17 protein-coding genes are annotated in these 19,826 nt (G+C 63.7%); 13 read left to right on the top strand and 4 right to left on the bottom strand.

Annotated elements, in window-relative coordinates; all coding sequences use genetic code 11:
• Positions 1–183: 183 nt before the first annotated feature.
• On the bottom strand, positions 184–1,608 hold the full coding sequence (aspA, locus tag ACNFG0_RS12650) for an aspartate ammonia-lyase (protein ID WP_084855303.1): 1,425 nt from the start codon (positions 1,606–1,608) through the stop codon (positions 184–186).
• 180 nt (positions 1,609–1,788) lie between these two features.
• On the opposite strand from aspA, the gene ACNFG0_RS12645 reads away from it, so the two are divergent.
• The 5 genes from ACNFG0_RS12645 (at position 1,789) to ACNFG0_RS12625 (ending at position 5,411) form a co-directional block, all read left to right on the top strand.
• Entirely contained in the window at positions 1,789–2,730 is a 942-nt protein-coding gene (locus tag ACNFG0_RS12645; RefSeq protein ID WP_416765061.1) for a LysR substrate-binding domain-containing protein, read from the top strand.
• 171 nt (positions 2,731–2,901) lie between these two features.
• Positions 2,902–3,393, top strand: coding sequence for a 5-(carboxyamino)imidazole ribonucleotide mutase (gene purE, locus ACNFG0_RS12640; RefSeq protein WP_043209945.1), 492 nt, complete (start codon positions 2,902–2,904; stop codon positions 3,391–3,393).
• Positions 3,394–3,403: 10 nt separating this feature from the next.
• Positions 3,404–4,486: a 5-(carboxyamino)imidazole ribonucleotide synthase gene (locus ACNFG0_RS12635; RefSeq protein ID WP_196146549.1), complete on the top strand. Its 1,083-nt coding sequence runs from the start codon at positions 3,404–3,406 to the stop codon at positions 4,484–4,486.
• Positions 4,487–4,581: 95 nt separating this feature from the next.
• Positions 4,582–4,830, top strand: coding sequence for a GlsB/YeaQ/YmgE family stress response membrane protein (locus ACNFG0_RS12630; protein WP_084855307.1), 249 nt, complete (start codon positions 4,582–4,584; stop codon positions 4,828–4,830).
• Between the two features lie 47 nt (positions 4,831–4,877).
• Entirely contained in the window at positions 4,878–5,411 is a 534-nt protein-coding gene (locus tag ACNFG0_RS12625; protein WP_196155902.1) for a DUF3299 domain-containing protein, read from the top strand.
• Positions 5,412–5,517: 106 nt separating this feature from the next.
• Here ACNFG0_RS12625 and ACNFG0_RS12620 read toward each other — a convergent pair whose 3' ends face one another.
• Both ACNFG0_RS12620 and ACNFG0_RS12615 read right to left on the bottom strand, forming a co-directional pair.
• Positions 5,518–6,414 carry a D-hexose-6-phosphate mutarotase gene (locus ACNFG0_RS12620; protein WP_196146547.1) on the bottom strand — a complete coding sequence of 299 codons (897 nt, stop codon included), beginning with the start codon at positions 6,412–6,414 and terminating at the stop codon, positions 5,518–5,520.
• A gap of 73 nt (positions 6,415–6,487) precedes the next feature.
• Entirely contained in the window at positions 6,488–6,886 is a 399-nt protein-coding gene (locus ACNFG0_RS12615; RefSeq protein WP_003253317.1) for an acyl-CoA thioesterase, read from the bottom strand.
• A 361-nt stretch (positions 6,887–7,247) separates the two neighbouring features.
• Here ACNFG0_RS12615 and ACNFG0_RS12610 point away from each other — a divergent pair, with 361 nt between their 5' ends.
• From ACNFG0_RS12610 to ACNFG0_RS12575, 8 genes are all read left to right on the top strand, one after another.
• Positions 7,248–8,537, top strand: coding sequence for an MFS transporter (locus ACNFG0_RS12610; protein WP_196166933.1), 1,290 nt, complete (start codon positions 7,248–7,250; stop codon positions 8,535–8,537).
• A 230-nt stretch (positions 8,538–8,767) separates the two neighbouring features.
• Positions 8,768–9,766: a phosphate ABC transporter substrate-binding protein PstS gene (locus ACNFG0_RS12605; RefSeq protein ID WP_196155900.1), complete on the top strand. Its 999-nt coding sequence runs from the start codon at positions 8,768–8,770 to the stop codon at positions 9,764–9,766.
• A gap of 139 nt (positions 9,767–9,905) precedes the next feature.
• The gene (locus ACNFG0_RS12600; RefSeq protein ID WP_196146544.1) at positions 9,906–12,194 is read left to right on the top strand and encodes an ABC transporter permease subunit; all 2,289 of its coding nucleotides are present in this window, start codon (positions 9,906–9,908) and stop codon (positions 12,192–12,194) included.
• A 17-nt stretch (positions 12,195–12,211) separates the two neighbouring features.
• The gene (gene pstA, locus ACNFG0_RS12595) at positions 12,212–13,882 is read left to right on the top strand and encodes a phosphate ABC transporter permease PstA (RefSeq protein ID WP_196146543.1); all 1,671 of its coding nucleotides are present in this window, start codon (positions 12,212–12,214) and stop codon (positions 13,880–13,882) included.
• 72 nt (positions 13,883–13,954) lie between these two features.
• Positions 13,955–14,788 carry a phosphate ABC transporter ATP-binding protein PstB gene (pstB, locus tag ACNFG0_RS12590; RefSeq protein WP_084855420.1) on the top strand — a complete coding sequence of 278 codons (834 nt, stop codon included), beginning with the start codon at positions 13,955–13,957 and terminating at the stop codon, positions 14,786–14,788.
• Between the two features lie 155 nt (positions 14,789–14,943).
• A complete protein-coding gene (gene phoU / locus ACNFG0_RS12585; RefSeq protein ID WP_196146542.1) occupies positions 14,944–15,714 on the top strand; it encodes a phosphate signaling complex protein PhoU in 771 nt (256 codons plus the stop codon).
• Positions 15,715–15,878: 164 nt separating this feature from the next.
• Positions 15,879–16,781 (top strand): response regulator, encoded by a 903-nt coding sequence (locus ACNFG0_RS12580; protein ID WP_196146541.1) that lies wholly within the window; start codon positions 15,879–15,881, stop codon positions 16,779–16,781.
• Positions 16,782–16,967: 186 nt separating this feature from the next.
• On the top strand, positions 16,968–17,867 hold the full coding sequence (locus ACNFG0_RS12575) for a peptidoglycan DD-metalloendopeptidase family protein (protein ID WP_416765056.1): 900 nt from the start codon (positions 16,968–16,970) through the stop codon (positions 17,865–17,867).
• A gap of 380 nt (positions 17,868–18,247) precedes the next feature.
• Here the strand turns inward: ACNFG0_RS12575 and ACNFG0_RS12570 are convergent, their stop codons facing one another.
• Entirely contained in the window at positions 18,248–19,588 is a 1,341-nt protein-coding gene (locus ACNFG0_RS12570) for a hemolysin family protein (RefSeq protein WP_196146539.1), read from the bottom strand.
• Positions 19,589–19,826: the final 238 nt, after the last annotated feature.

Here is a 19,826-nt window from a genome sequence, read left to right as displayed (position 1 = left end):
GGTATCCCGTTGGGCTGGGACGCATTATGGAGCAAGTTGTGTGCCCGGTTGGTCCTTTGGGGCTGCCGCGAAAGGCCATGAAGCGGTTGAGCATAAAAAAAGGGCCCGGAGCATGCGCTCGGGCCCTTGAACGGTTGAGAGGTGTCTAGTCCCTCGACCTGGTGAGACGTTTCAAGCCGTCGGTTACGCCTTCAGCGGAACCAGACGTGGGGCGATCATGTTTTCCGGACGCAGGATGTCGTTGAGCATCGCTTCGTCCAGCAGCTGTTCCTCGCGCACCAGTTCCAGCACGCCGCGGCCGGTTTCCAGGGCGACGCGGGCGATACGGGTGGCGTTCTCGTAGCCGATGTACGGGTTCAGGGCGGTGACCAGGCCGATCGAATGCTCGACCAGTTCACGGCAGCGCTGTTCGTTGGCGGTGATGCCGACGATGCAGTGCTCGCGCAGCATGTCCATGGCGCGCTGGAGCAGGCGGATGGAGTCGAAGATCTTGTAGGCGATCAGCGGTTCCATGACGTTCAGCTGCAGCTGGCCCCCTTCGGCGGCGACGGTCAGGGCCAGGTCGTTGCCCATGATGGCGAAGGCGACCTGGTTGACGGCTTCCGGGATAACCGGGTTGACCTTGCCTGGCATGATCGAGCTGCCTGGCTGGCGAGCCGGCAGGTTGATCTCGTTGATGCCGGTGCGTGGGCCGCTGGACAGAAGGCGCAGGTCGTTGCAGATCTTCGACAGCTTGACCGCGGTACGCTTGAGCATGCCGGAGAACAGCACGAAGGCGCCCATGTCGGAGGTGGCTTCGATCAGGTCGGCAGCCGGGACCAGCGGCTGGCCGCTGATGGTCGCCAGGCGCTGTACGGCCAGGGCCTGGTAGCCTGGGTCGGCGTTGATGCCAGTACCGATCGCGGTACCGCCCAGGTTGATTTCGGTCAAAAGCTCAGGCGCCAGGGAACGCAGACGGTTCAGGTCTTCGGTCATGGTGGTGGCGAAGGCGCGGAATTCCTGGCCCAGGGTCATCGGTACGGCGTCCTGCAGCTGGGTACGGCCCATCTTCAGTACGTGGTCGAATTCCTTGCCTTTTGCAGCGAAGGCCTGGATCAGGCTGTCGAGGCTGGCCAGCAGGGCGTCGTGGCCCAACAGCAGGCCCAGGCGGATGGCGGTCGGGTAGGCGTCGTTGGTCGACTGCGCCATGTTCACGTCGTTGTTCGGGTGCAGGTACTGGTACTCACCCTTCTTGTGGCCCATGGCCTCCAGCGCGACGTTGGCGATGACCTCGTTGGCGTTCATGTTGGTGGAAGTACCAGCACCGCCTTGGATCATGTCCACCACGAACTGGTCGTGGTATTCACCGCGGATCAGGCGGGCACAGGCCTCGCTGATGGCGGCGTGCTTGGCATCGCTCAGGTGGCCCAGCTCACGGTTGGCGTCGGCAGCGGCCTGCTTGACCATGGCCAGGGCCACGACCAGCTTCGGGTAGTGCGACAGCGGAACGCCGGAGAGGTGGAAGTTGTTGGCAGCGCGCAGGGTCTGGATGCCGTAGTAGGCATCGGCAGGGACTTCAAGGGTACCAAGCAGGTCTTTTTCGACGCGGAACGATGCAGCGGAGGACATGACGGATATCATCTCGATTTAAACCCGGCACCTGCCGGAATGGCGCCAATCCTAGGCCGGGGCGGATTTTGCGGCCAATGCTGTTGCACGCTAACCTATGCACAAACGGCATACCGATTCATGTGACGCCAATTGACAATCGAGCGTGTTCCATTTTGGTGCACGCTGGGAGATCGCTTCATGAACCTCGAAAGCAAGTGGCTGGAAGACTTCAGCGCCCTGGCCGCTACCCGCAGTTTTTCCCAGGCGGCGGAACGCCGCTTCGTGACCCAGCCGGCCTTCAGCCGGCGGATCCGCAGCCTCGAGGCTGCCTTGGGGCTGACCTTGGTGAATCGTTCCCGCACGCCGATCGAACTGACCGAGGCCGGGCAGCTGTTTCTCGTCACGGCGCGCACCGTTGTCGACCAGTTGAGCGAAGTTTTGCGCCATTTGCATCACCTGGAAGGCGGGCAGGGTGAAGTGGTGCAGGTGGCGGCGGCGCACTCCCTGGCGTCGGGTTTCTTCCCCCGCTGGGTCGCCCAGTTGCGCAACGATGGCTTGAACATCGCCACCCGCCTGGTGGCCACCAACGTGGGTGATGCGGTGCATGCATTGCGCGAAGGCGGTTGTGACCTGATGCTGGCCTTCTATGACCCCGACGCCGCCCTGCAGATGGATGCCGAGATCTTCCCGTCGCTGCACATGGGCACCACGGAGATGTTGCCGGTTTGTGCGGTGGGTGCCGACGGCAAGCCGCTGTTCGACCTCGAGGGTGAAAGCAGCGTGCCGCTGCTGGCCTACAGTGCCGGCGCCTTCCTCGGCCGCTCGGTCAACCTGCTGCTGCGCCAGCGCAACCTGCGCTATACCACGGTCTATGAAACCGCCATGGCCGACAGTCTCAAGAGTATGGCCCTCGAGGGCATGGGCATCGCCTGGGTGCCGCGGCTGTCGATGCGCGGTGAGCTGGAGCGCGGCGAGCTGGCGATCTGTGGGGGCATCCAGTGGCACGTACCGCTGGAAATCCGCCTGTATCGCTGTGCCTTGGTGCGCAAGGCCAATGTGCGCTTGCTGTGGCGCAAGCTCGAGGGTGGCACGGCCGCTGTGTCAGTTGACCCAAAAGTCAGCCAAACCCCCGAAAAATAAGGCCGACAGTTGGTCGCCGGGGTGCCTTTACGGCACTGGCTTACGGTATACTGCGCGGCCCCTGGACCGGATCGATCCGGTCATTGATCAGCAAACAAGCCACGCCGGTCGTCCCGCGTGGCTTGTTGTTTTTTGACGCGCCCGCGGGCGCACAAGCGAAGAGGCTCGACGATGAGTGCACTGGTTGGCGTGATCATGGGCTCCAAGTCCGATTGGTCCACCCTTAGCCACACCGCCGATATGCTGGAAAAACTCGGCATTCCCTACGAGGTGAAGGTGGTTTCCGCCCACCGTACCCCGGATCTGCTGTTCCAGTACGCCGAGGAGGCCGAAGGCCGCGGCATCGAGGTGATCATCGCCGGTGCCGGTGGCGCTGCCCATCTGCCAGGCATGTGCGCCGCCAAGACCCACCTGCCGGTGCTGGGCGTGCCGGTGCAGTCGTCGATGCTGTCGGGTGTCGATTCGCTGCTGTCGATCGTGCAGATGCCGGCAGGCGTGCCGGTCGCTACCCTGGCCATCGGCAAGGCCGGCGCGATCAACGCGGCGTTGCTGTCGGCGAGCATCCTGGGCGCCAAGTACCCGCAGTACCACGCGGCACTCAAGCAGTTCCGCACGGAGCAGACCGAAACCGTCCTGGACAACCCGGACCCGCGCCAGGCCTGAGGCTATCAACATGAAGATCGGTGTAATCGGTGGCGGCCAGCTGGGCCGCATGCTGGCCCTGGCGGGAACGCCGTTGGGCATGAACTTCGCTTTCCTCGACCCCGCCCCGGACGCCTGTGCGGCGCCTCTGGGCGAGCATCTTCGCGCCGATTATGGCGACCAGGACCACCTGCGCCAGTTGGCCGACGAAGTCGACCTGGTGACCTTCGAGTTCGAAAGCGTCCCGGCCGAGACCGTGGCCTTCCTTTCGCAGTTCGTCCCGGTCTACCCCAGCGCCGAAGCCCTGCGCATCGCCCGTGATCGCCTGTTCGAGAAGAGCATGTTCCGCGACCTGGGCATCCCAACCCCGGCCTTCGCCGACATCCTCTCCCAGGAAGACCTGGACGCCGCCGTGGCCAGCATCGGCCTGCCGGCGGTGCTCAAGACCCGTACCCTGGGCTACGACGGCAAGGGCCAGAAGGTCCTGCGCACTGCCGACGACGTGGTAGGCACCTTCGCCGAGCTGGGCAGCGTGCCGTGTCTGCTCGAGGGCTTCGTGCCGTTCACCGGCGAAGTCTCGCTGGTGGCCGTGCGTGGCCGCGATGGCGAAACCCGCTTCTATCCGCTGGTGCACAACACCCATGAAAGCGGCATCCTGCGCTTGTCGGTGGCCAGCCAGGCACACCCGCTGCAGGCCCTGGCCGAAGACTACGTTGGCCGTGTGCTCGAGAAGCTGGACTACGTCGGCGTCATGGCCTTCGAGTTCTTCGAAGTCGACGGGGGCCTGAAGGCCAACGAGATCGCGCCACGGGTGCACAACTCGGGGCACTGGACCATCGAAGGCGCCGAGTGCAGCCAGTTCGAGAACCACCTGCGCGCCGTTGCCGGCCTGCCGCTGGGCTCCACTGCCAAGGTTGGCGAGAGCGCCATGCTCAACTTCATCGGTGAAGTGCCGGCAGTGGACCAGGTCGTGGCCATCGAGGGCTGCCACCTGCACCACTACGGCAAGGCCTTCAAGGTCGGCCGCAAGGTTGGTCACGCCACCTTGCGCTGCGCCGACATGGCCACCCTCAAGGGCAAGATCGCCGAAGTCGAAGCCCTGATCGCCGGCTGATTGAACCTCTGCCCCCGGCAGGCCCTCTGAAATGGCAACAAGCCAAAGCGCTGTCTAGGCTTTGGCTTGTTTCATTTCACTGCAGAGGGATTGCCATGGGTATCATCGGAACCATCTTCATCGGCCTTATCGTCGGCCTGCTGGCCCGCTTCCTCAAGCCTGGGGACGACAGCATGGGCTGGATCATGACCATCCTCCTGGGCATCGCCGGCTCCCTGGTCGCCACCTACGGCGGGCAGGCCCTGGGTATCTACCAGGCGGGCCAGGCCGCAGGTTTCGTTGGCGCCCTGATCGGTGCCATCGTCCTTTTGGTGATCTACGGATTCATCAAGAAACGCGGATGACTGGTTTAGAATGCCCGGCAATTCACCTGAGTTGCCGAGCATTTTCCATGCGTGCGTTTTTCCTTGCTTCCCTGCTGTTGGCCAGCACCCTGGCCCATGCCGAATTGCCCGAGACCGATTGGCTGGAATTGATGCCCAAGTCGGACCAGAAGGCACTCGAGCAGATGCCCGAGATCGACCACAACTCACCTGAGGCCATGGGCACCTTCACCGACAAGGGTGGGCTCAAGCAGGCCAAGGGGTTGCCAGCGGTGATGTACTCGACCAAGACCGTGGCGGCCATGAACGGCAAGCAGATCCGCCTGGGCGGGTATCCCGTGCCGTTGGAGAGCGATGCCAAGGGCAACAGCACGCTGTTCTTCCTGGTGCCATACCCCGGCGCCTGCATCCATGTGCCACCGCCGCCGCCGAACCAACTGGTGCTGGTGCGTTATCCCAAGGGGCTGAAGATCGACGATATCTACACGCCGTTGTGGGTCAGCGGGACGCTGAAGGTGGAAAAGGTCAGCAATGACTTGGCGGATGCGGCCTATGCCATGGATGCAGGAAAGGTGAGGGTGGTGGAAGACGCCGACCTCTGATTTTCATTCCTACCCAATCGCCGGCAAGCCGGCTCCCACAGAGACTGGCTGTTCGCGAACCCTGTGGGAGCCGGCTTGCCGGCGATTGGGCAGCGTAGCGGCCCCGCTACAAGGCCTCGCTGCCGATCGTGACGCTCAGCGAATGGCTGGCCCCAGGTTTCAACGCTACCACGTCATCCCACACGTTCGCCGTCTCGATGCACAGCATCCGCTGCCAGCCATCGTCCGCCATGTCCGGCAGGTCGCGCGCGCGGTCGGTCCAGGGGTTCCAGATCACCGCCGAGCGCGAACCGGTGCTTTGCAAGGTGATGCGACGGTTCCAGTGGGGGTCGACGATCTTCAGCACGGCAGGTACCTGCAGGTAGATGCGGTCGGTTTCCCCGGCAAACGCCAGTGCGCCATGCTGCTGACGCAGCTCCCAATCGGCCAGGGTCTCTATATAGCCCAGGTTCTCCACGCCTTCGACGCGCGCCTGGCGCACATCGCTCACCGCGAAATAGCTGTGCAGTGCCTGGCTGATGGTGACATCGTCATTGCCCATGTTCTGGCTGCGCAGGGTCATTTTCAGCTGTGAGCCCATTTCGATCAGCAGCTTGAGCTCAACGTCATGGGGCCAGCCGGGCAGGGCGCCCTGGGCTTCGGGCAGGCCGAACTCGATACGCAGGCCTTCGTCCGCTTCCTCGATACCCAGCAATTGCCAGTCACGGGTACGGGCCAGACCGTGCGCTGGCGCCTGTTCGCCCTGATACATGGCCTGCACGGCCTGAGGGTTGCGCTGCAGGTTGCCGAACCAGGGCCAGCACACCGGCACGCCGGCGCGTACCGACTTGCCCTGGCGGAAGATGGCCTGGTCACTCAGCCACAGCAGCGGCGGCTCGCCCAGCCTTTGGTAGCTCAGGACCTGGGCGCCCTGTTGAGCGACCAGCAGTTCTGCATGCTCGCTGGTGATGCGCCAGCAGTTGAGCTCGCCGTGTTGTTCGGTTTCGACCTGGAAGGTAGCCATTGTGCGCGTCTCGTTGGGATGCAAATGAGGCCTTGGACCTCATGCCGTGCAACGAGTTTAACGCGCCTGTGGCTCAGCGACGAGGGACGGAGCGGGTGCGGCCACTGCCGTCGATGGCGACGAACACGAAGACGGCTTCGGTGACCTTGCGCCATTCGCTGGACAGCGGATCGTCGCTCCACACTTCCACCATCATCTGGATGGAGCTGCGGCCGATTTCCAGGGTCTGGGTATAGAAGGACAACTGCGCGCCCACGGCGACCGGTACCAGGAACGCCATGCGGTCGATGGCCACGGTGGCGACGCGGCCACCGGCGACGCGGCTGGCCATGGCCGTGCCGGCCAGGTCCATCTGGGCAACCAGCCAGCCGCCGAAGATGTCGCCGAAACCATTGGTTTCGCGCGGCAGGGCGGTAATCTGCAGGGCCAGGTCGCCCTGTGGGATAGGATCTTCTTGTTCGAGCTCAATCATGCGATGGGGCCTCGGACCCGTGACGCTTCGTTGGTTGGCGCAAAGAACGGACGCCGGGAAAACGATTCAGCTGAAAACATACTACGCTGATTTCGCTTCGGTGGGCGGCCAAAGGGAAACTCTGCGAAACCGCCTGAAACACTTGACCGGCGTTTTCGCACAACATCCCACGAGAGGCGCAACGTTTTCCTACGAATCGGCAGTATATAGAGCTGAACAGCCAGCGACGACCGTGCATTCATGAATATCTGTATAGATTTTGTACCGCTATGAGTCGCACGCGGCAATTTGTTATCTTCGCCGGCTACATCTTCCAGAAGCCGCGTGACAAACGGCCTGCACGACAATAAAGAGAATTATCATGACCTCCGTGCCGAGCAGTATCGAGCAGCCTTCCCGGCCGCTGACCCGCAGTGACTACAAAACCCTTTCACTGTCCGCCCTCGGCGGAGCGCTGGAGTTCTACGACTTCATCATTTTCGTGTTCTTCGCCACGGTGGTCGGCAAACTGTTCTTCCCGGCCGAGATGCCCGAGTGGCTGCGCCTGATGCAGACCTTCGGCATCTTCGCCGCCGGTTACCTGGCCCGGCCGCTGGGCGGCATCATCATGGCGCATTTCGGCGACCTGCTCGGGCGCAAGAAGATGTTCACCCTGAGCATCTTCATGATGGCTGTGCCGACCCTGGTCATGGGCTTGCTCCCGACCTATGCGCAGATCGGCCTGTGGGCGCCGATCCTGCTCCTGGCCATGCGCGTGGTCCAGGGCGCCGCCATCGGTGGCGAGGTGCCGGGGGCCTGGGTGTTCGTGTCCGAGCACGTACCGGCACGCAACACCGGTTATGCCTGCGGCACGCTGACCGCCGGGTTGACCGCCGGTATTCTGCTCGGCTCGCTGGTGGCCACGTTGATCAATACCCTCTACAGCCCCGACGAAGTGGCGGACTACGCCTGGCGTATTCCTTTCCTGTTGGGCGGCGTGTTCGGGCTGGTGGCGGTGTATCTGCGGCGCTGGCTGCACGAGACCCCGGTGTTCGCCGAGATGCAGCAACGCAAGGCCCTGGCCGAAGAGCTGCCGTTGCGCGCGGTGCTGCGTGACCACCGCGGCGCGATCGTCCTGTCGATGCTGCTGACCTGGTTGCTGTCGGCGGCCATCGTCGTGATCATCCTCATGACCCCGGCACTGTTGCAGAGCCTCTACCAGGTCAGCCCCACCGACTCGCTGAAAGCCAACAGCCTGGCCATCGTGTTGCTGAGCTTCGGCTGCGTGGTTGCCGGCAGCCTGGCCGACCGTTTCGGCGCCGGCCGGGTGTTCGTGGTGGGCAGCCTGCTGTTGCTCGTGACCTCGTGGATGTTCTTCCATAGCCTGCCGACCCGGCCTGACCTGCTGTTCCCGCTGTACGCGGTCACTGGCCTGTGCGTGGGGATCGTCGGTGCGGTGCCCTACGTGATGGTCAAGGCGTTCCCGCCGGTGGTGCGGTTCAGCGGGCTGTCGTTCTCGTACAACCTGGCCTACGCGATCTTTGGCGGGCTGACGCCGATGGTGGTCACGGCGCTGCTGAGGTTCAGCCCGATGGCGCCGGCCTATTATGTGGCGGGCCTGTGTGCCGTTGGTCTGTTGGTGGGGCTGTATCTGATAGTGAAGAAACGCTGAGGCGGTCATCGCCGGCAAGCCGGCTGCCACAGGTGTCGGGGGCAGGTGGGAGCCGGCGATGGGGTGCGAAGCGCCCCCACATCCTTGCAACATCCTGCAAAGGCCATCCCGGTTTCCGGTGATGGCCTTTCATCCAATTGTCACATTCGAGTCATAGAGTGTTCATGCGGCCTGCAGATACTTGGGCCCGTTCCATCTCACACCCCAAATATTCCTGCTAGGAGTTAGGCATGAAACTGAAGCGTTTGATGGCGGCCCTCACGTTCGCCGCCGCTGGCGTCGCTACCGCCAATGCGGTTGCCGCCGTCGATCCTGCAATCCCGACCTACACCAAGACCACTGGCGTATCGGGCAACCTCTCCAGCGTCGGTTCCGATACCCTGGCGAACCTGATGACTCTGTGGGCCGAGGCCTACAAGAAGGAATATCCGAACGTAAACATCCAGATCCAGGCTGCCGGCTCCTCCACCGCGCCACCCGCGCTGACCGAAGGTACCGCCAACCTCGGCCCGATGAGCCGCAAGATGAAGGATGTCGAGCTGCAGGCCTTCGAGCAGAAGTACGGCTACAAGCCGACCGCCATCCCGGTCGCCGTCGACGCCCTGGCCGTGTTCGTGCACAAGGACAACCCGATCAAAGGCCTGACCATGGCCCAAGTCGATGCGATCTTCTCCTCCACTCGCCTGTGCGGCGCCAAAGCCGACGTGAAAACCTGGGGCGACATCGGCGTGACGGGTGATCTGGCCAACAAGCCAATCCAACTGTTCGGCCGCAACTCGGTGTCCGGTACCTACGGCTACTTCAAGGAAGAAGCCCTGTGTAAAGGCGACTTCAAGCCTAACGTCAACGAACAGCCTGGCTCGGCTTCGGTCGTGCAGTCGATCAGCAGCTCGCTGAACGGCATCGGCTACTCGGGCATCGGCTACAAGACCGCCAGCGTCAAGACCGTGCCCCTGGCCAAGAAGGAAGGTGGCGCGTTCGTCGAGGACAACGAAGCCAACGCCCTGAACGGCACCTACCCGCTGTCGCGCTTCCTGTACGTCTACGTCAACAAGGCCCCGAACAAGCCTCTGGCCCCGCTGGAAGCCGAGTTCGTCAAGCTGGTGCTGTCGCAGGCTGGCCAGCAGGTCGTGGTGAAGGACGGTTACATCCCGCTGCCGGCCAAAGTGGTCGACAAGACCCTGGCTGACCTGGGCCTGTCCCACGCCGGTAACGTTGCAAAGAAGTAAGTAACTGAGGAAGAGGCCGGCGCCAATGCCCGGCCTCTTCCACGAATTCTCAGTCCGAAGCCAGGGCTCCTGAGCGGCGGGCTTTTTTGCGTCACTGCATTGTCATGTTTTTGTCATACGGGACCGCTAGGGTGTGCGCATGAATGATCTGGCCAACTCCACAATGACCCAAAATTCTCCCCCCGTGCGGATTGACTTCAATACGCCCGAGCTGCAACGCAAGCGGCGCATGCGTGCGCTGAAGGACCGCCTGACCCGCTGGTACGTACTGGTGGGCGGGCTTGCCGTGCTGGCAGCCATCACCCTGATCTTCTTCTACCTGGCCTATGTGGTGCTGCCGCTGTTCCAGGGCGCCGAGTTGACCAGCAAGAAGGCCCTGGAACCGACCTGGCTGCAACAGGACGCCGGCAAGCCGCTGATGATCGCCCTCGAGGAGCAGAACCTCGTGGGCATGCGCGTTTCCGACAAGGGCCAGGCGCTGTTCTTCGACACCAAGACCGGTGCCGAGGTCAAGCGCATCGACCTGCCGCTGCCGGCAGGCGTCCAGGTGGCCTCGATCAGCACCGACCAGCCGGGCAGCCCGGTGGTGGTGCTGGGTCTGTCCAACGGCCAGGCGCTGGTGTTCAACCACAGCTACAAGATCACCTACCCGGACAACAAGAAGACCATCACGCCGGCCATCGACTTCCCGTATGGCCAGCAAGCGTTCACCCTGGACGACCAGGGCCGTGCCCTCGAGCACGTGAGCGTCAACGTCAACGGCGACACCCTGCTGCTGGCCGGCTCCACCGGTTCGCACCTGCAGGTGATCGAGCTGACTCGCGAAGAGAACATGATGACCGGCGAGGTCACCAGCGAGCAGAACCGCATCGACCTGCCGCAGATGACCGAGACGGTCAAGGCTATCTTCATCGACCCGCGCCAGCAGTGGCTGTACGTGGTCAACGGCCGCGCCACCGCCGATGTCTTCAGCCTGCGCGAGAAGAGCCTGAACGGGCGCTACAAGTTGTCCGAGGACGGCAACACCGAGATCACCGCCAGCGCCCAGCTGGTCGGCGGCATCTCGCTGATCTTCGGTGATTCCAAGGGCGGCCTGAGCCAGTGGTTCATGGCCCGCGACCCGGATGGCGAGTCGCGTTTCAAGCTGATCCGCAGCTTCCAGATGGGCAAGGCGCCAGTCGTGCAGATCGATGCCGAAGAGCGCCGCAAGGGCTTCATCGCCCTGGACAGCGAAGGCCAGCTGGGCGTGTTCCACAGCACCGCGCATCGCACCCTGCTGGTCGAGCCGGTAGCCGAAGGTGCCGGTATTCTGGCCCTGTCGCCACGCGCCAACCGCATCATCATCGAGCAGGGTGGCAAGCTGCTGCCGCTGAGCCTGAAGAACCCGCACCCAGAGGTTTCCTTCAGCGCGCTGTGGGGCAAGGTCTGGTACGAAAACTACGACGAGCCGAAGTACGTCTGGCAGTCCACGGCGTCCAATACCGACTTCGAGCCCAAGCTGAGCCTGTCGCCGCTGACCTTCGGTACCCTGAAGGCCGCCTTCTACGCGATGATCCTCGCCGCGCCTCTGGCCATCGCCGCCGCTATCTACACCGCCTACTTCATGGCCCCGGGCATGCGCCGCAAGGTCAAGCCGGTGATCGAACTGATGGAAGCGATGCCGACGGTGATCCTGGGCTTCTTCGCCGGCCTGTTCCTGGCCCCGTACCTTGAGGGGCACCTGCCGGGCGTGTTCAGCCTGCTGCTGATCCTGCCGATCGGTATCCTCGTCGCCGGCTTCTCCTGGAGCCGCCTGCCCGAATCGATCCGCCTGCGCATCCCGGATGGCTGGGAAGCGGCGATCCTGATCCCGGTGATCCTGGTGATCGGCTGGTTCGCCCTGTACATGAGCCCGTTCCTAGAGACCTGGTTCTTCGGCGGTGACATGCGCCTGTGGATCACCAACGATCTGGGCATTACCTACGACCAGCGCAACGCCCTGGTAGTCGGTATCGCCATGGGCTTCGCGGTCATCCCGAACATCTACTCGATCGCCGAGGACGCCGTGTTCAGCGTGCCGCGCAGCCTGACCCTGGGCTCCCTGGCCCTGGGCGCGACGCCCTGGCAGACCCTGACCCGCGTGGTCATCCTCACCGCAAGCCCGGGCATCTTCTCGGCGCTGATGATCGGCATGGGCCGTGCGGTGGGCGAGACCATGATCGTGCTCATGGCCACTGGCAACACCCCGGTCATGGAGCTGAATCTGTTCGAAGGCATGCGCACCCTGGCCGCCAACGTGGCCGTGGAAATGCCCGAGTCGGAAGTCGGCGGCAGCCACTACCGTGTGCTGTTCCTCGCCGCCCTCGTGCTGCTGATGTTCACGTTCATCATGAACACCTTGGCCGAGCTGATTCGCCAGCGTCTGCGCAAGAAATACTCGTCGCTTTGATAGAAAGGTAGAGATCCGTGAAAAAGGATTCCCTCAAAGGCTGGTTCAAGAGCGGCGCCCCCGGCGTCTGGATCAGCGGTGGCGCGGTCGCCATGGCGGTGATCATGACCGTCGGCCTGCTTGCCGTGATCGCCGTCCGCGGCCTGGGCCACTTCTGGCCGGCCGACCTGATCCAGGCCACCTACAAGGTGCCGGGTCAGGGTGACCATGTGATCATCGGCGAAGTGGTGCAGAAGGAAGAAGTGCCACGCGCCCGCCTCAAGGGTGCCGGCCTGCCGGTGCCGGACGAAGGCCCGGAGTTCATGACCCGCGAGCTGGTCAAGGTCGGCAACCGCGACCTCAACGGCAGCGACTTCACCTGGCTGGTCGGCGAGTGGCTGGTCGATCAGCAGAAGCCTGCCGACTTGATCGCCCTGGAGCGCCGCGAGTGGGGCAACTTCTACGGCTATCTGGTGAGCGTCAAGGAAGAAGGCCGCGTGGTCGCCGAAGGCGCAGGTGCCTGGGCCGAGCTGCAGGCGCGCCTCAAGCGTGCCGACCAGTTGGCTTCCGAACTGCAGACCCTCGAGAAGAAGGACATCGGCGCCATCAACCATGGCCTGGAGCGCCTGCGCCTGCAGACCCGCAAGCTGGAGCTCGATGGCAAGCTGGACGCCGCGGCCCAGGCCGATATCGAGGCCGACCGCGCTGAGCTGAACAACCGCTACAAGGCCATCGAAGAGCGCCTGACCGGCCTGCACCAGGCGTTCTCCCGCGACAGCCTGGTGGCCCGTGACGGCAACGGTCGCGAAGTGGAGATCAACCTGAGCAAGGTGGTCCACGCGTACCAGCCCAACGGCATGTCGGCCATGACCAAGATGGGCGTGTACTTCAGCAAAGTCTGGGAATTCCTCAGCGACGACCCGCGTGAAGCCAACACCGAGGGCGGTATCTTCCCGGCCATCTTTGGCACCGTGATGATGACCCTGATCATGGCCGTGATCGTCACCCCGTTCGGCGTACTGGCGGCGGTATACCTGCGCGAATATGCCAAGCAGGGCCCGGTGACGCGCCTGATCCGCATCGCGGTGAACAACCTCGCCGGTGTACCGGCGATCGTCTACGGCGTGTTCGGCCTGGGCTTCTTCGTCTACGTGCTGGGCGGCTCGATCGACCGGCTGTTCTTCCCCGAGGCGCTGCCGGCCCCGACCCTGGGTACCCCAGGCCTGCTGTGGGCCTCGCTGACCCTGGCGCTGCTGGCCGTGCCGGTGGTGATCGTGGCCACCGAGGAAGGCCTGGCGCGGATCCCGCGTACCGTGCGCGAAGGCTCCCTGGCCCTTGGCGCGACCAAGGCCGAGACCCTGTGGAAGATCGTCCTGCCGATGGCAAGCCCGGCCATGATGACCGGCATGATCCTCGCCGTGGCCCGTGCTGCGGGCGAAGTGGCACCGCTGATGCTGGTGGGTGTGGTGAAGCTGGCGCCGTCGTTGCCGGTGGACGGCAACTACCCGTACCTGCACCTGGACCAGAAGATCATGCACCTGGGCTTCCACATCTACGACGTCGGCTTCCAGAGCCCCAACGTCGAGGCCGCGCGACCGCTGGTGTATGCCACCGCGTTGCTGCTGGTGCTGGTGATCGCCACCCTCAACCTCTCGGCGGTGTGGATCCGTAACCACCTGCGCGAGAAGTACAAGGCCCTCGACAGCTGATCCTGATTGCAAGCGTGCCGCCCGTAAGCCGGGCGGCCCTTTGAAACGAATTGATAGCGTATGGAGTTGACCATGCAGCAAGAATCCCACGCCCACGGCATCGACATGTCCGCCCTGGGCCGCGACAAGCAGAGCCTGCGCCTGGCCGAAGAAACCGTGGCCATCGAAGTACCCGGCCTGTCCCTGTTCTACGGTGACAAGCAAGCCCTGTTCGACGTGCAGATGAACATTCCCAAGCAGCGCGTGACCGCCTTCATCGGCCCGTCCGGCTGCGGCAAGTCGACCCTGCTGCGCACCTTCAACCGCATGAACGACCTGGTCGACGGTTGCCGCGTGGAAGGCGCCATCAACCTGTACGGCCACAACATCTACCGCAAGGGCGAGGACGTGGCCGAGCTGCGCCGCCGGGTCGGCATGGTGTTCCAGAAGCCCAACCCGTTCCCCAAGACCATCTATGAAAACGTGGTCTACGGCCTGCGTATCCAGGGCATCAACAAGAAGCGCGTGCTCGACGAGGCCGTCGAATGGGCCCTGAAGGGCGCCGCGCTGTGGGACGAGGTCAAGGACCGGTTGCACGATTCGGCCCTGGGCCTGTCCGGTGGCCAGCAGCAGCGTCTGGTCATCGCCCGCACCATCGCCGTGGAGCCGGAAGTCCTGCTGCTCGACGAGCCGTGCTCGGCTCTGGACCCGATCTCGACCCTGAAGGTCGAGGAGCTGATCTACGAGCTCAAGTCCAAGTACACCATCGTCATCGTGACCCATAACATGCAGCAGGCGGCGCGCGTCTCGGACTACACCGCGTTCATGTACATGGGCAAACTGGTCGAATTCGGTGATACCGATACCCTGTTCACCAACCCGGCGAAGAAGCAGACCGAAGACTACATCACCGGTCGTTACGGTTAATCCCCACCCTGTGGGAGCGGGCTTGTCCCGCGATTGCGCCTGGGCAGCCATGCCAAGCGGTCGATCGCAATCGCTGGGCAAGCCCGCTCCCACAGGTGCCGCCAGGGAACGATACGAATTTCTTGAAGCTTGCAGCTTCTTCGCGGAGCGAAACGATGATCAACAAAGAGAGCCTCACCCATCACATCTCCCAGCAGTTCAACGCCGAGCTCGAAGAGGTGCGTAGCCACCTTCTGGCGATGGGCGGCCTGGTCGAGAAGCAGGTCAACGACGCGGTCACCGCACTGATCGAGGCCGATTCGGGCCTGGCCCAGCAGGTCCGTGAAGTCGACGAACAGATCAACCAGATGGAGCGCAACATCGACGAGGAATGCGTGCGCATCCTCGCCCGTCGCCAGCCGGCGGCCTCCGACCTGCGCTTGATCATCAGCATCTCCAAGTCGGTGATCGACCTGGAGCGCATCGGCGACGAATCCACCAAGATCGCCCGCCGCGCCATCCAGTTGTGCGAGGAAGGTGAATCGCCCCGCGGTTACGTCGAGGTGCGCCACATCGGCGACCAGGTGCGCAACATGGTGCGTGATGCCCTGGACGCCTTCGCCCGCTTCGATGCCGACCTTGCGCTGTCGGTGGCCCAGTACGACAAGACCATCGACCGTGAATACAAGACCGCACTGCGCGAGCTGGTCACCTACATGATGGAAGACCCACGTTCGATCTCCCGCGTACTGAGCGTGATCTGGGCCCTGCGTTCGCTGGAGCGCATCGGCGACCACGCGCGCAACATTTCCGAGCTGGTGATCTACCTGGTGCGCGGCACCGACGTACGCCACATGGGCCTCAAGCGTATGAAGGCCGAAGTGCAAGGCGAAACGGCGGACGACGCCGAAATCGCTAATGTTCCGGCGCAATCGGACGATAAGTAAGGTTGCTCCCGAGCATCGACGCCCGGCTTAGGCCGGGCGTTTTCGTTTGCGGTCGGGCAGCCGGCAGGCACCCGCGAACGATGAGAGAAGTCCCGGCGTGACCAATGGTTTGGCAAATGGCCATCAGTCGGCGGTAAGCTAGTCGGGGTTCAAGAGGAGTATCGATGAGTAAGGTCAACGTGCTGGTCGTGGATGATGCGCCGTTCATTCGCGACCTGGTGAGGAAGTGTCTGCGCAATGCCTTCCCAGGCATCGCCATCGAGGACGCGGTCAATGGTCGCAAGGCCATGACCCTGCTGGGCAAGGAGCGTTTCGACCTGGTCTTGTGCGACTGGGAAATGCCGGAAATGTCCGGCCTTGAGTTGCTCACCTGGTGCCGCCAGCAGGCCGAGCTCAAGGACCTGCAGTTCATCATGGTGACCAGCCGTGGCGACAAGGAGAACGTGATCCAGGCTATCCAGGCCGGCGTCTCCGATTTCGTGGGCAAACCATTTACCAACGAGCAGCTGCTGACCAAGGTAAAGAAGGCCCTGACCAAGCTCGGCAAGCTCGAAGGCCTGGTGAACAGCGCGCCGGCACGTATCAACTCGGCGTTCGCCAATGATTCGTTGAGTGCACTCACCGGTGGGCGAGCCGAAACGGTCAAGGCGCCTGTGGCGGCTGCCGTGGCCCCCAACAAGCCACTAATCAACGCACCGGCACCCAAGAGCGCGGCGGCGGCGGCCCAGAGCGGGCGTGGCCAGGGCCAGCTGCGGCTTTCCAGCGGTACCCAGGCCTGTGTGATCAAGGCCTTGAGCCTCAAGGAAGCATTGCTGGTGGTGCGCCGTGGCACGACCTTGCCGCAGGTGCTCGAAGGTGCAGTGCTGGACTTGGAGCAGGGCGAGAATGCCGAGGTGGCACGCCTCAACGGCTACCTGCATGCCGTGGCGGCCCTGGAGCCCAAGCCGGACAGCGACTGGCTGCAACTGACCTTCAAGTTCGTCGACCAGGATGCGCAGAAGCTCGACTACCTGTCGCGGCTGATCGCCCGTGGCACCGCCCAGAAGCACTTCACCCCCGGCGCCTGATCTATCGTCAGGCCTGCGTTGCGCAGAGAACAAGCGGCTAGCGCTGATCCTCTTGTAGGAGCGGCGCTGGGGCGGTCCGACCTATCCCGCAATCAGACAACCGACCAATTCCCGACCAACTGCAACACCCCGCCTGAAAGTGGCTGCTAGGCTTCGGTTCATAACAACTATCAAAAAGCCACTATCATGCCCGCCGCCCGCCTGTTGCTGTTCTGTGCCTTGCTCACGGCCTCGGCGTCGAGCCTGGGCATGACTCTCTACAAGACCACCGATGCCTTTGGCGTGGTCTCCTACTCCGAAAACCCGCTGCCTGGTGCCAGGCCGTTCGTGCTGCGCGAACCCATGGTCGAGCGCCTGGACAGCCAGATACGCTTGCGCGCCGTGGAGGTTGCCGGAGGCACCCGTTTCTTCGCGCGCAACGAGCTGTTCGCCCCGGTGGAGGTCGAGCTTCGCCTGTTTCGCCTGGCCGATGCCCAGGGCGGTAACGCGCCACGGGTCATCCGGCGTGTGGTGGCGCCGCGTTCGACCCAGGTGCTGACCGTGTTGACTGCGGTGCCAGGCGGGCGGCTGCGATACGAGACGAAATTCCGCCATGCCCTGGGCGACCCGAGCAAGCGGCCCCAAGCCTTCCGCTATCCATTCCCCTGGCGCGGTGGCCCGTTCCGCTTGACCCAAGGGCCCAACGGGCGCTTCAGCCACTTCGGGCCCAAGGGGCGCTATGCGATGGACGTCGCCATGCCCGAAGGCACGCCGATCGTCGCGGCGCGCGAAGGCGTGGTGGTGAAGGTGGAGAACAGCCAGCGCGGTCGCGGCAACAACCCAGCGGGCAATTTCGTCAGAGTTCTGCACCCGGACGGCACCATGGGCGTGTATTTGCACCTGATGCGTGGGTCGGTGGTGGTCAGCGAAGGGCAGCGGGTGGCCCAGGGCGCGCTGCTGGCCAAGTCGGGAAACACCGGCAACAGCACCGGGCCGCACCTGCATTTCGTGGTGCAGCGCAATGTGGGGTTGGCGCTGGAGTCGATTCCCTACCGGTTCAATCGGCCGCTGGGTGGTTTGCCGGATTTCACTGCAGGGAACCCTTGATTCGTACTGCCCGAGCCGCACAGAGGGTCAGCACTGGCCGTTTGTTCTGTGCTCGACAGCGCAGCCCAAAGGGCTGGGTGACCTCCCGCAACAAGCGTACACAGGGTGTGGTTGGCGAAGTACCGGTGGGAGCCGGCTTGCCGGCGATTGGCCAGAACGGGCAACAGCATCATGAATCCTGAGCGAGCAGGGCTGGTTGAGTGCATGGTGATTACCCACACCGGGATGCGATCAGGCTTTGGGTAAAGGGTTGTCTTCATCGCCGGCAAGCCGGCTCCCACAGGGTGTGGTTGGCGCTGCACCAGTGGGAACCGGCTTGCCCACAACCATAGAATCTCCCACAGGGTTCAGTGGTGCACATACCCTGTGGGACGGAGCGCTCAATCGAGCTTGAGCACCTTGGCCAGGACGATTTTCGGGCCTTTCATCTTCTTGATGATGATGCGCAGGCCTTCGACTTCCAGCACTTCCTCTTCCTCGGGTACGCGCTTGAGCGTTTCGTACACCAGCCCTGCCAGGGTTTCGGCCTCGATGTGGTCCAGATCAACGCCCAGCAGGCGCTCGACCTTGAACAGCGGCGTGTCGCCACGCACCAACAGCTTGCCCGGTTGGTAGGCGAGGATGCCGCGCTCGGTCTTGCGGTGTTCGTCCTGGATGTCGCCTACCAGCACTTCCAGCACGTCTTCCATGGTCAGGTAGCCGATCACCTTGCCGTCGGCTTCCTCCACCAGCACGAAGTGCGCGCCGCCCTTGCGGAACTGCTCCAGCAACTGGGCCAGCGGCATGTGTCGGGACACCCGCTCCAAGGGGCGGGCCAGCTCTTCGAGGTCGATGGTCTCGGGTAGATGGTCGAGTTCGGCCAACTCCAGCAGCAGGTCCTTGATGTGCAGCAGGCCGGTGAACTCCTCGCGCTCGGCATCGTAGACTGGGTAGCGGCTGAACTTGTGGCGGCGCACCAGTGCCAGGATTTGCTTGAGCGGGGCATGGGCATCGATGCTGACCATGTCCTCGCGGGAGTTGGCCCAGTCGACCACTTCCAGCTCGCCCATCTCCACGGCCGAGGCCAGCACGCGCATGCCCTGGTCGCTCGGGTCCTGGCCACGGCTGGAGTGCAGGATCAGCTTGAGCTCTTCGCGGCTGTAGTGGTGTTCATGGTGCGGGCCGGGCTCGCCCTGGCCGGCGATGCGCAGGATGGTATTGGCGCTCGCGTTGAGCAGGTAGATGGCCGGGTACATGAGCCAGTAGAACAGGTACAGCGGCACGGCCGTCCACAGCGACAGCAGTTCGGGCTTGCGGATCGCCCACGACTTGGGCGCCAGTTCGCCGACCACGATATGCAGGTAGGAGATCACGAAGAAGGCGACGAAGAAGGAGATCGCCTTGACCAGCTCCGGCGTGTCGACGCCTACGGCGGCCAGCACCGGCTCGAGCAGGTGGGCGAAGGCCGGCTCGCCGACCCAGCCCAGGCCCAGGGAGGCCAGGGTGATGCCCAGCTGGCAGGCCGACAGGTAGGCGTCAAGCTGGTTGTGGACCTTGCGCAGGATGCTGCCCCGCCAGCCATGCAGTTCGGCGATGGACTCGACGCGGGTGGCGCGCAGCTTGACCATGGCGAACTCGGCGGCCACGAAGAAGCCGTTGAGCAGCACCAGGAGGAAGGCGAAGAGAATCATGCCGAAGTCGGCAAAGAGGGAGATGAAGCTAAAACCAGGGGAAGGGTCCATGATGGAGTTTTTACGGGGTCCGTCTTTGTAAGGGTGAGAAAAAAAGTGCCAGCGTTGGCTGGCACAGGGGATCCAATGTAGCGGCTGAAGCTGCAAAAGCAAAGGGTAGTGGTCTTGTTAGGCTGCTTTGCGGCCCAATCGCCGGGCCGCGCGCGCCCCCCCCGGGCCCGAAGAAGCAGGGGGGGGCGGCGGGGGGGGGGGGTTGGGGGGGCCGCGCCCCCCCCCGCCCGTTTGGGTG

This window comes from Pseudomonas sp. NY15372 (assembly GCF_048068215.1).
Taxonomy (GTDB): domain Bacteria; phylum Pseudomonadota; class Gammaproteobacteria; order Pseudomonadales; family Pseudomonadaceae; genus Aquipseudomonas; species Aquipseudomonas guariconensis_A.
The sequence above is the reverse complement of the archived record's forward strand: the minus strand, read 5'-3'. Positions and strand labels throughout refer to the sequence as shown.

What these genes read in the sequence shown, in the direction of transcription:
- aspA (WP_084855303.1), bottom strand. Translation starts at nt 1,608, where the DNA reads ATGTCCTCCGCTGCATCGTTCCGCGTCGAAAAAGACCTGCTTGGTACC.
- ACNFG0_RS12645 (WP_416765061.1), top strand. Translation starts at nt 1,789, where the DNA reads ATGAACCTCGAAAGCAAGTGGCTGGAAGACTTCAGCGCCCTGGCCGCT.
- purE (WP_043209945.1), top strand. Translation starts at nt 2,902, where the DNA reads ATGAGTGCACTGGTTGGCGTGATCATGGGCTCCAAGTCCGATTGGTCC.
- ACNFG0_RS12635 (WP_196146549.1), top strand. Translation starts at nt 3,404, where the DNA reads ATGAAGATCGGTGTAATCGGTGGCGGCCAGCTGGGCCGCATGCTGGCC.
- ACNFG0_RS12630 (WP_084855307.1), top strand. Translation starts at nt 4,582, where the DNA reads ATGGGTATCATCGGAACCATCTTCATCGGCCTTATCGTCGGCCTGCTG.
- ACNFG0_RS12625 (WP_196155902.1), top strand. Translation starts at nt 4,878, where the DNA reads ATGCGTGCGTTTTTCCTTGCTTCCCTGCTGTTGGCCAGCACCCTGGCC.
- ACNFG0_RS12620 (WP_196146547.1), bottom strand. Translation starts at nt 6,414, where the DNA reads ATGGCTACCTTCCAGGTCGAAACCGAACAACACGGCGAGCTCAACTGC.
- ACNFG0_RS12615 (WP_003253317.1), bottom strand. Translation starts at nt 6,886, where the DNA reads ATGATTGAGCTCGAACAAGAAGATCCTATCCCACAGGGCGACCTGGCC.
- ACNFG0_RS12610 (WP_196166933.1), top strand. Translation starts at nt 7,248, where the DNA reads ATGACCTCCGTGCCGAGCAGTATCGAGCAGCCTTCCCGGCCGCTGACC.
- ACNFG0_RS12605 (WP_196155900.1), top strand. Translation starts at nt 8,768, where the DNA reads ATGAAACTGAAGCGTTTGATGGCGGCCCTCACGTTCGCCGCCGCTGGC.
- ACNFG0_RS12600 (WP_196146544.1), top strand. Translation starts at nt 9,906, where the DNA reads ATGAATGATCTGGCCAACTCCACAATGACCCAAAATTCTCCCCCCGTG.
- pstB (WP_084855420.1), top strand. Translation starts at nt 13,955, where the DNA reads ATGCAGCAAGAATCCCACGCCCACGGCATCGACATGTCCGCCCTGGGC.
- phoU (WP_196146542.1), top strand. Translation starts at nt 14,944, where the DNA reads ATGATCAACAAAGAGAGCCTCACCCATCACATCTCCCAGCAGTTCAAC.
- ACNFG0_RS12580 (WP_196146541.1), top strand. Translation starts at nt 15,879, where the DNA reads ATGAGTAAGGTCAACGTGCTGGTCGTGGATGATGCGCCGTTCATTCGC.
- ACNFG0_RS12575 (WP_416765056.1), top strand. Translation starts at nt 16,968, where the DNA reads ATGCCCGCCGCCCGCCTGTTGCTGTTCTGTGCCTTGCTCACGGCCTCG.
- ACNFG0_RS12570 (WP_196146539.1), bottom strand. Translation starts at nt 19,588, where the DNA reads ATGGACCCTTCCCCTGGTTTTAGCTTCATCTCCCTCTTTGCCGACTTC.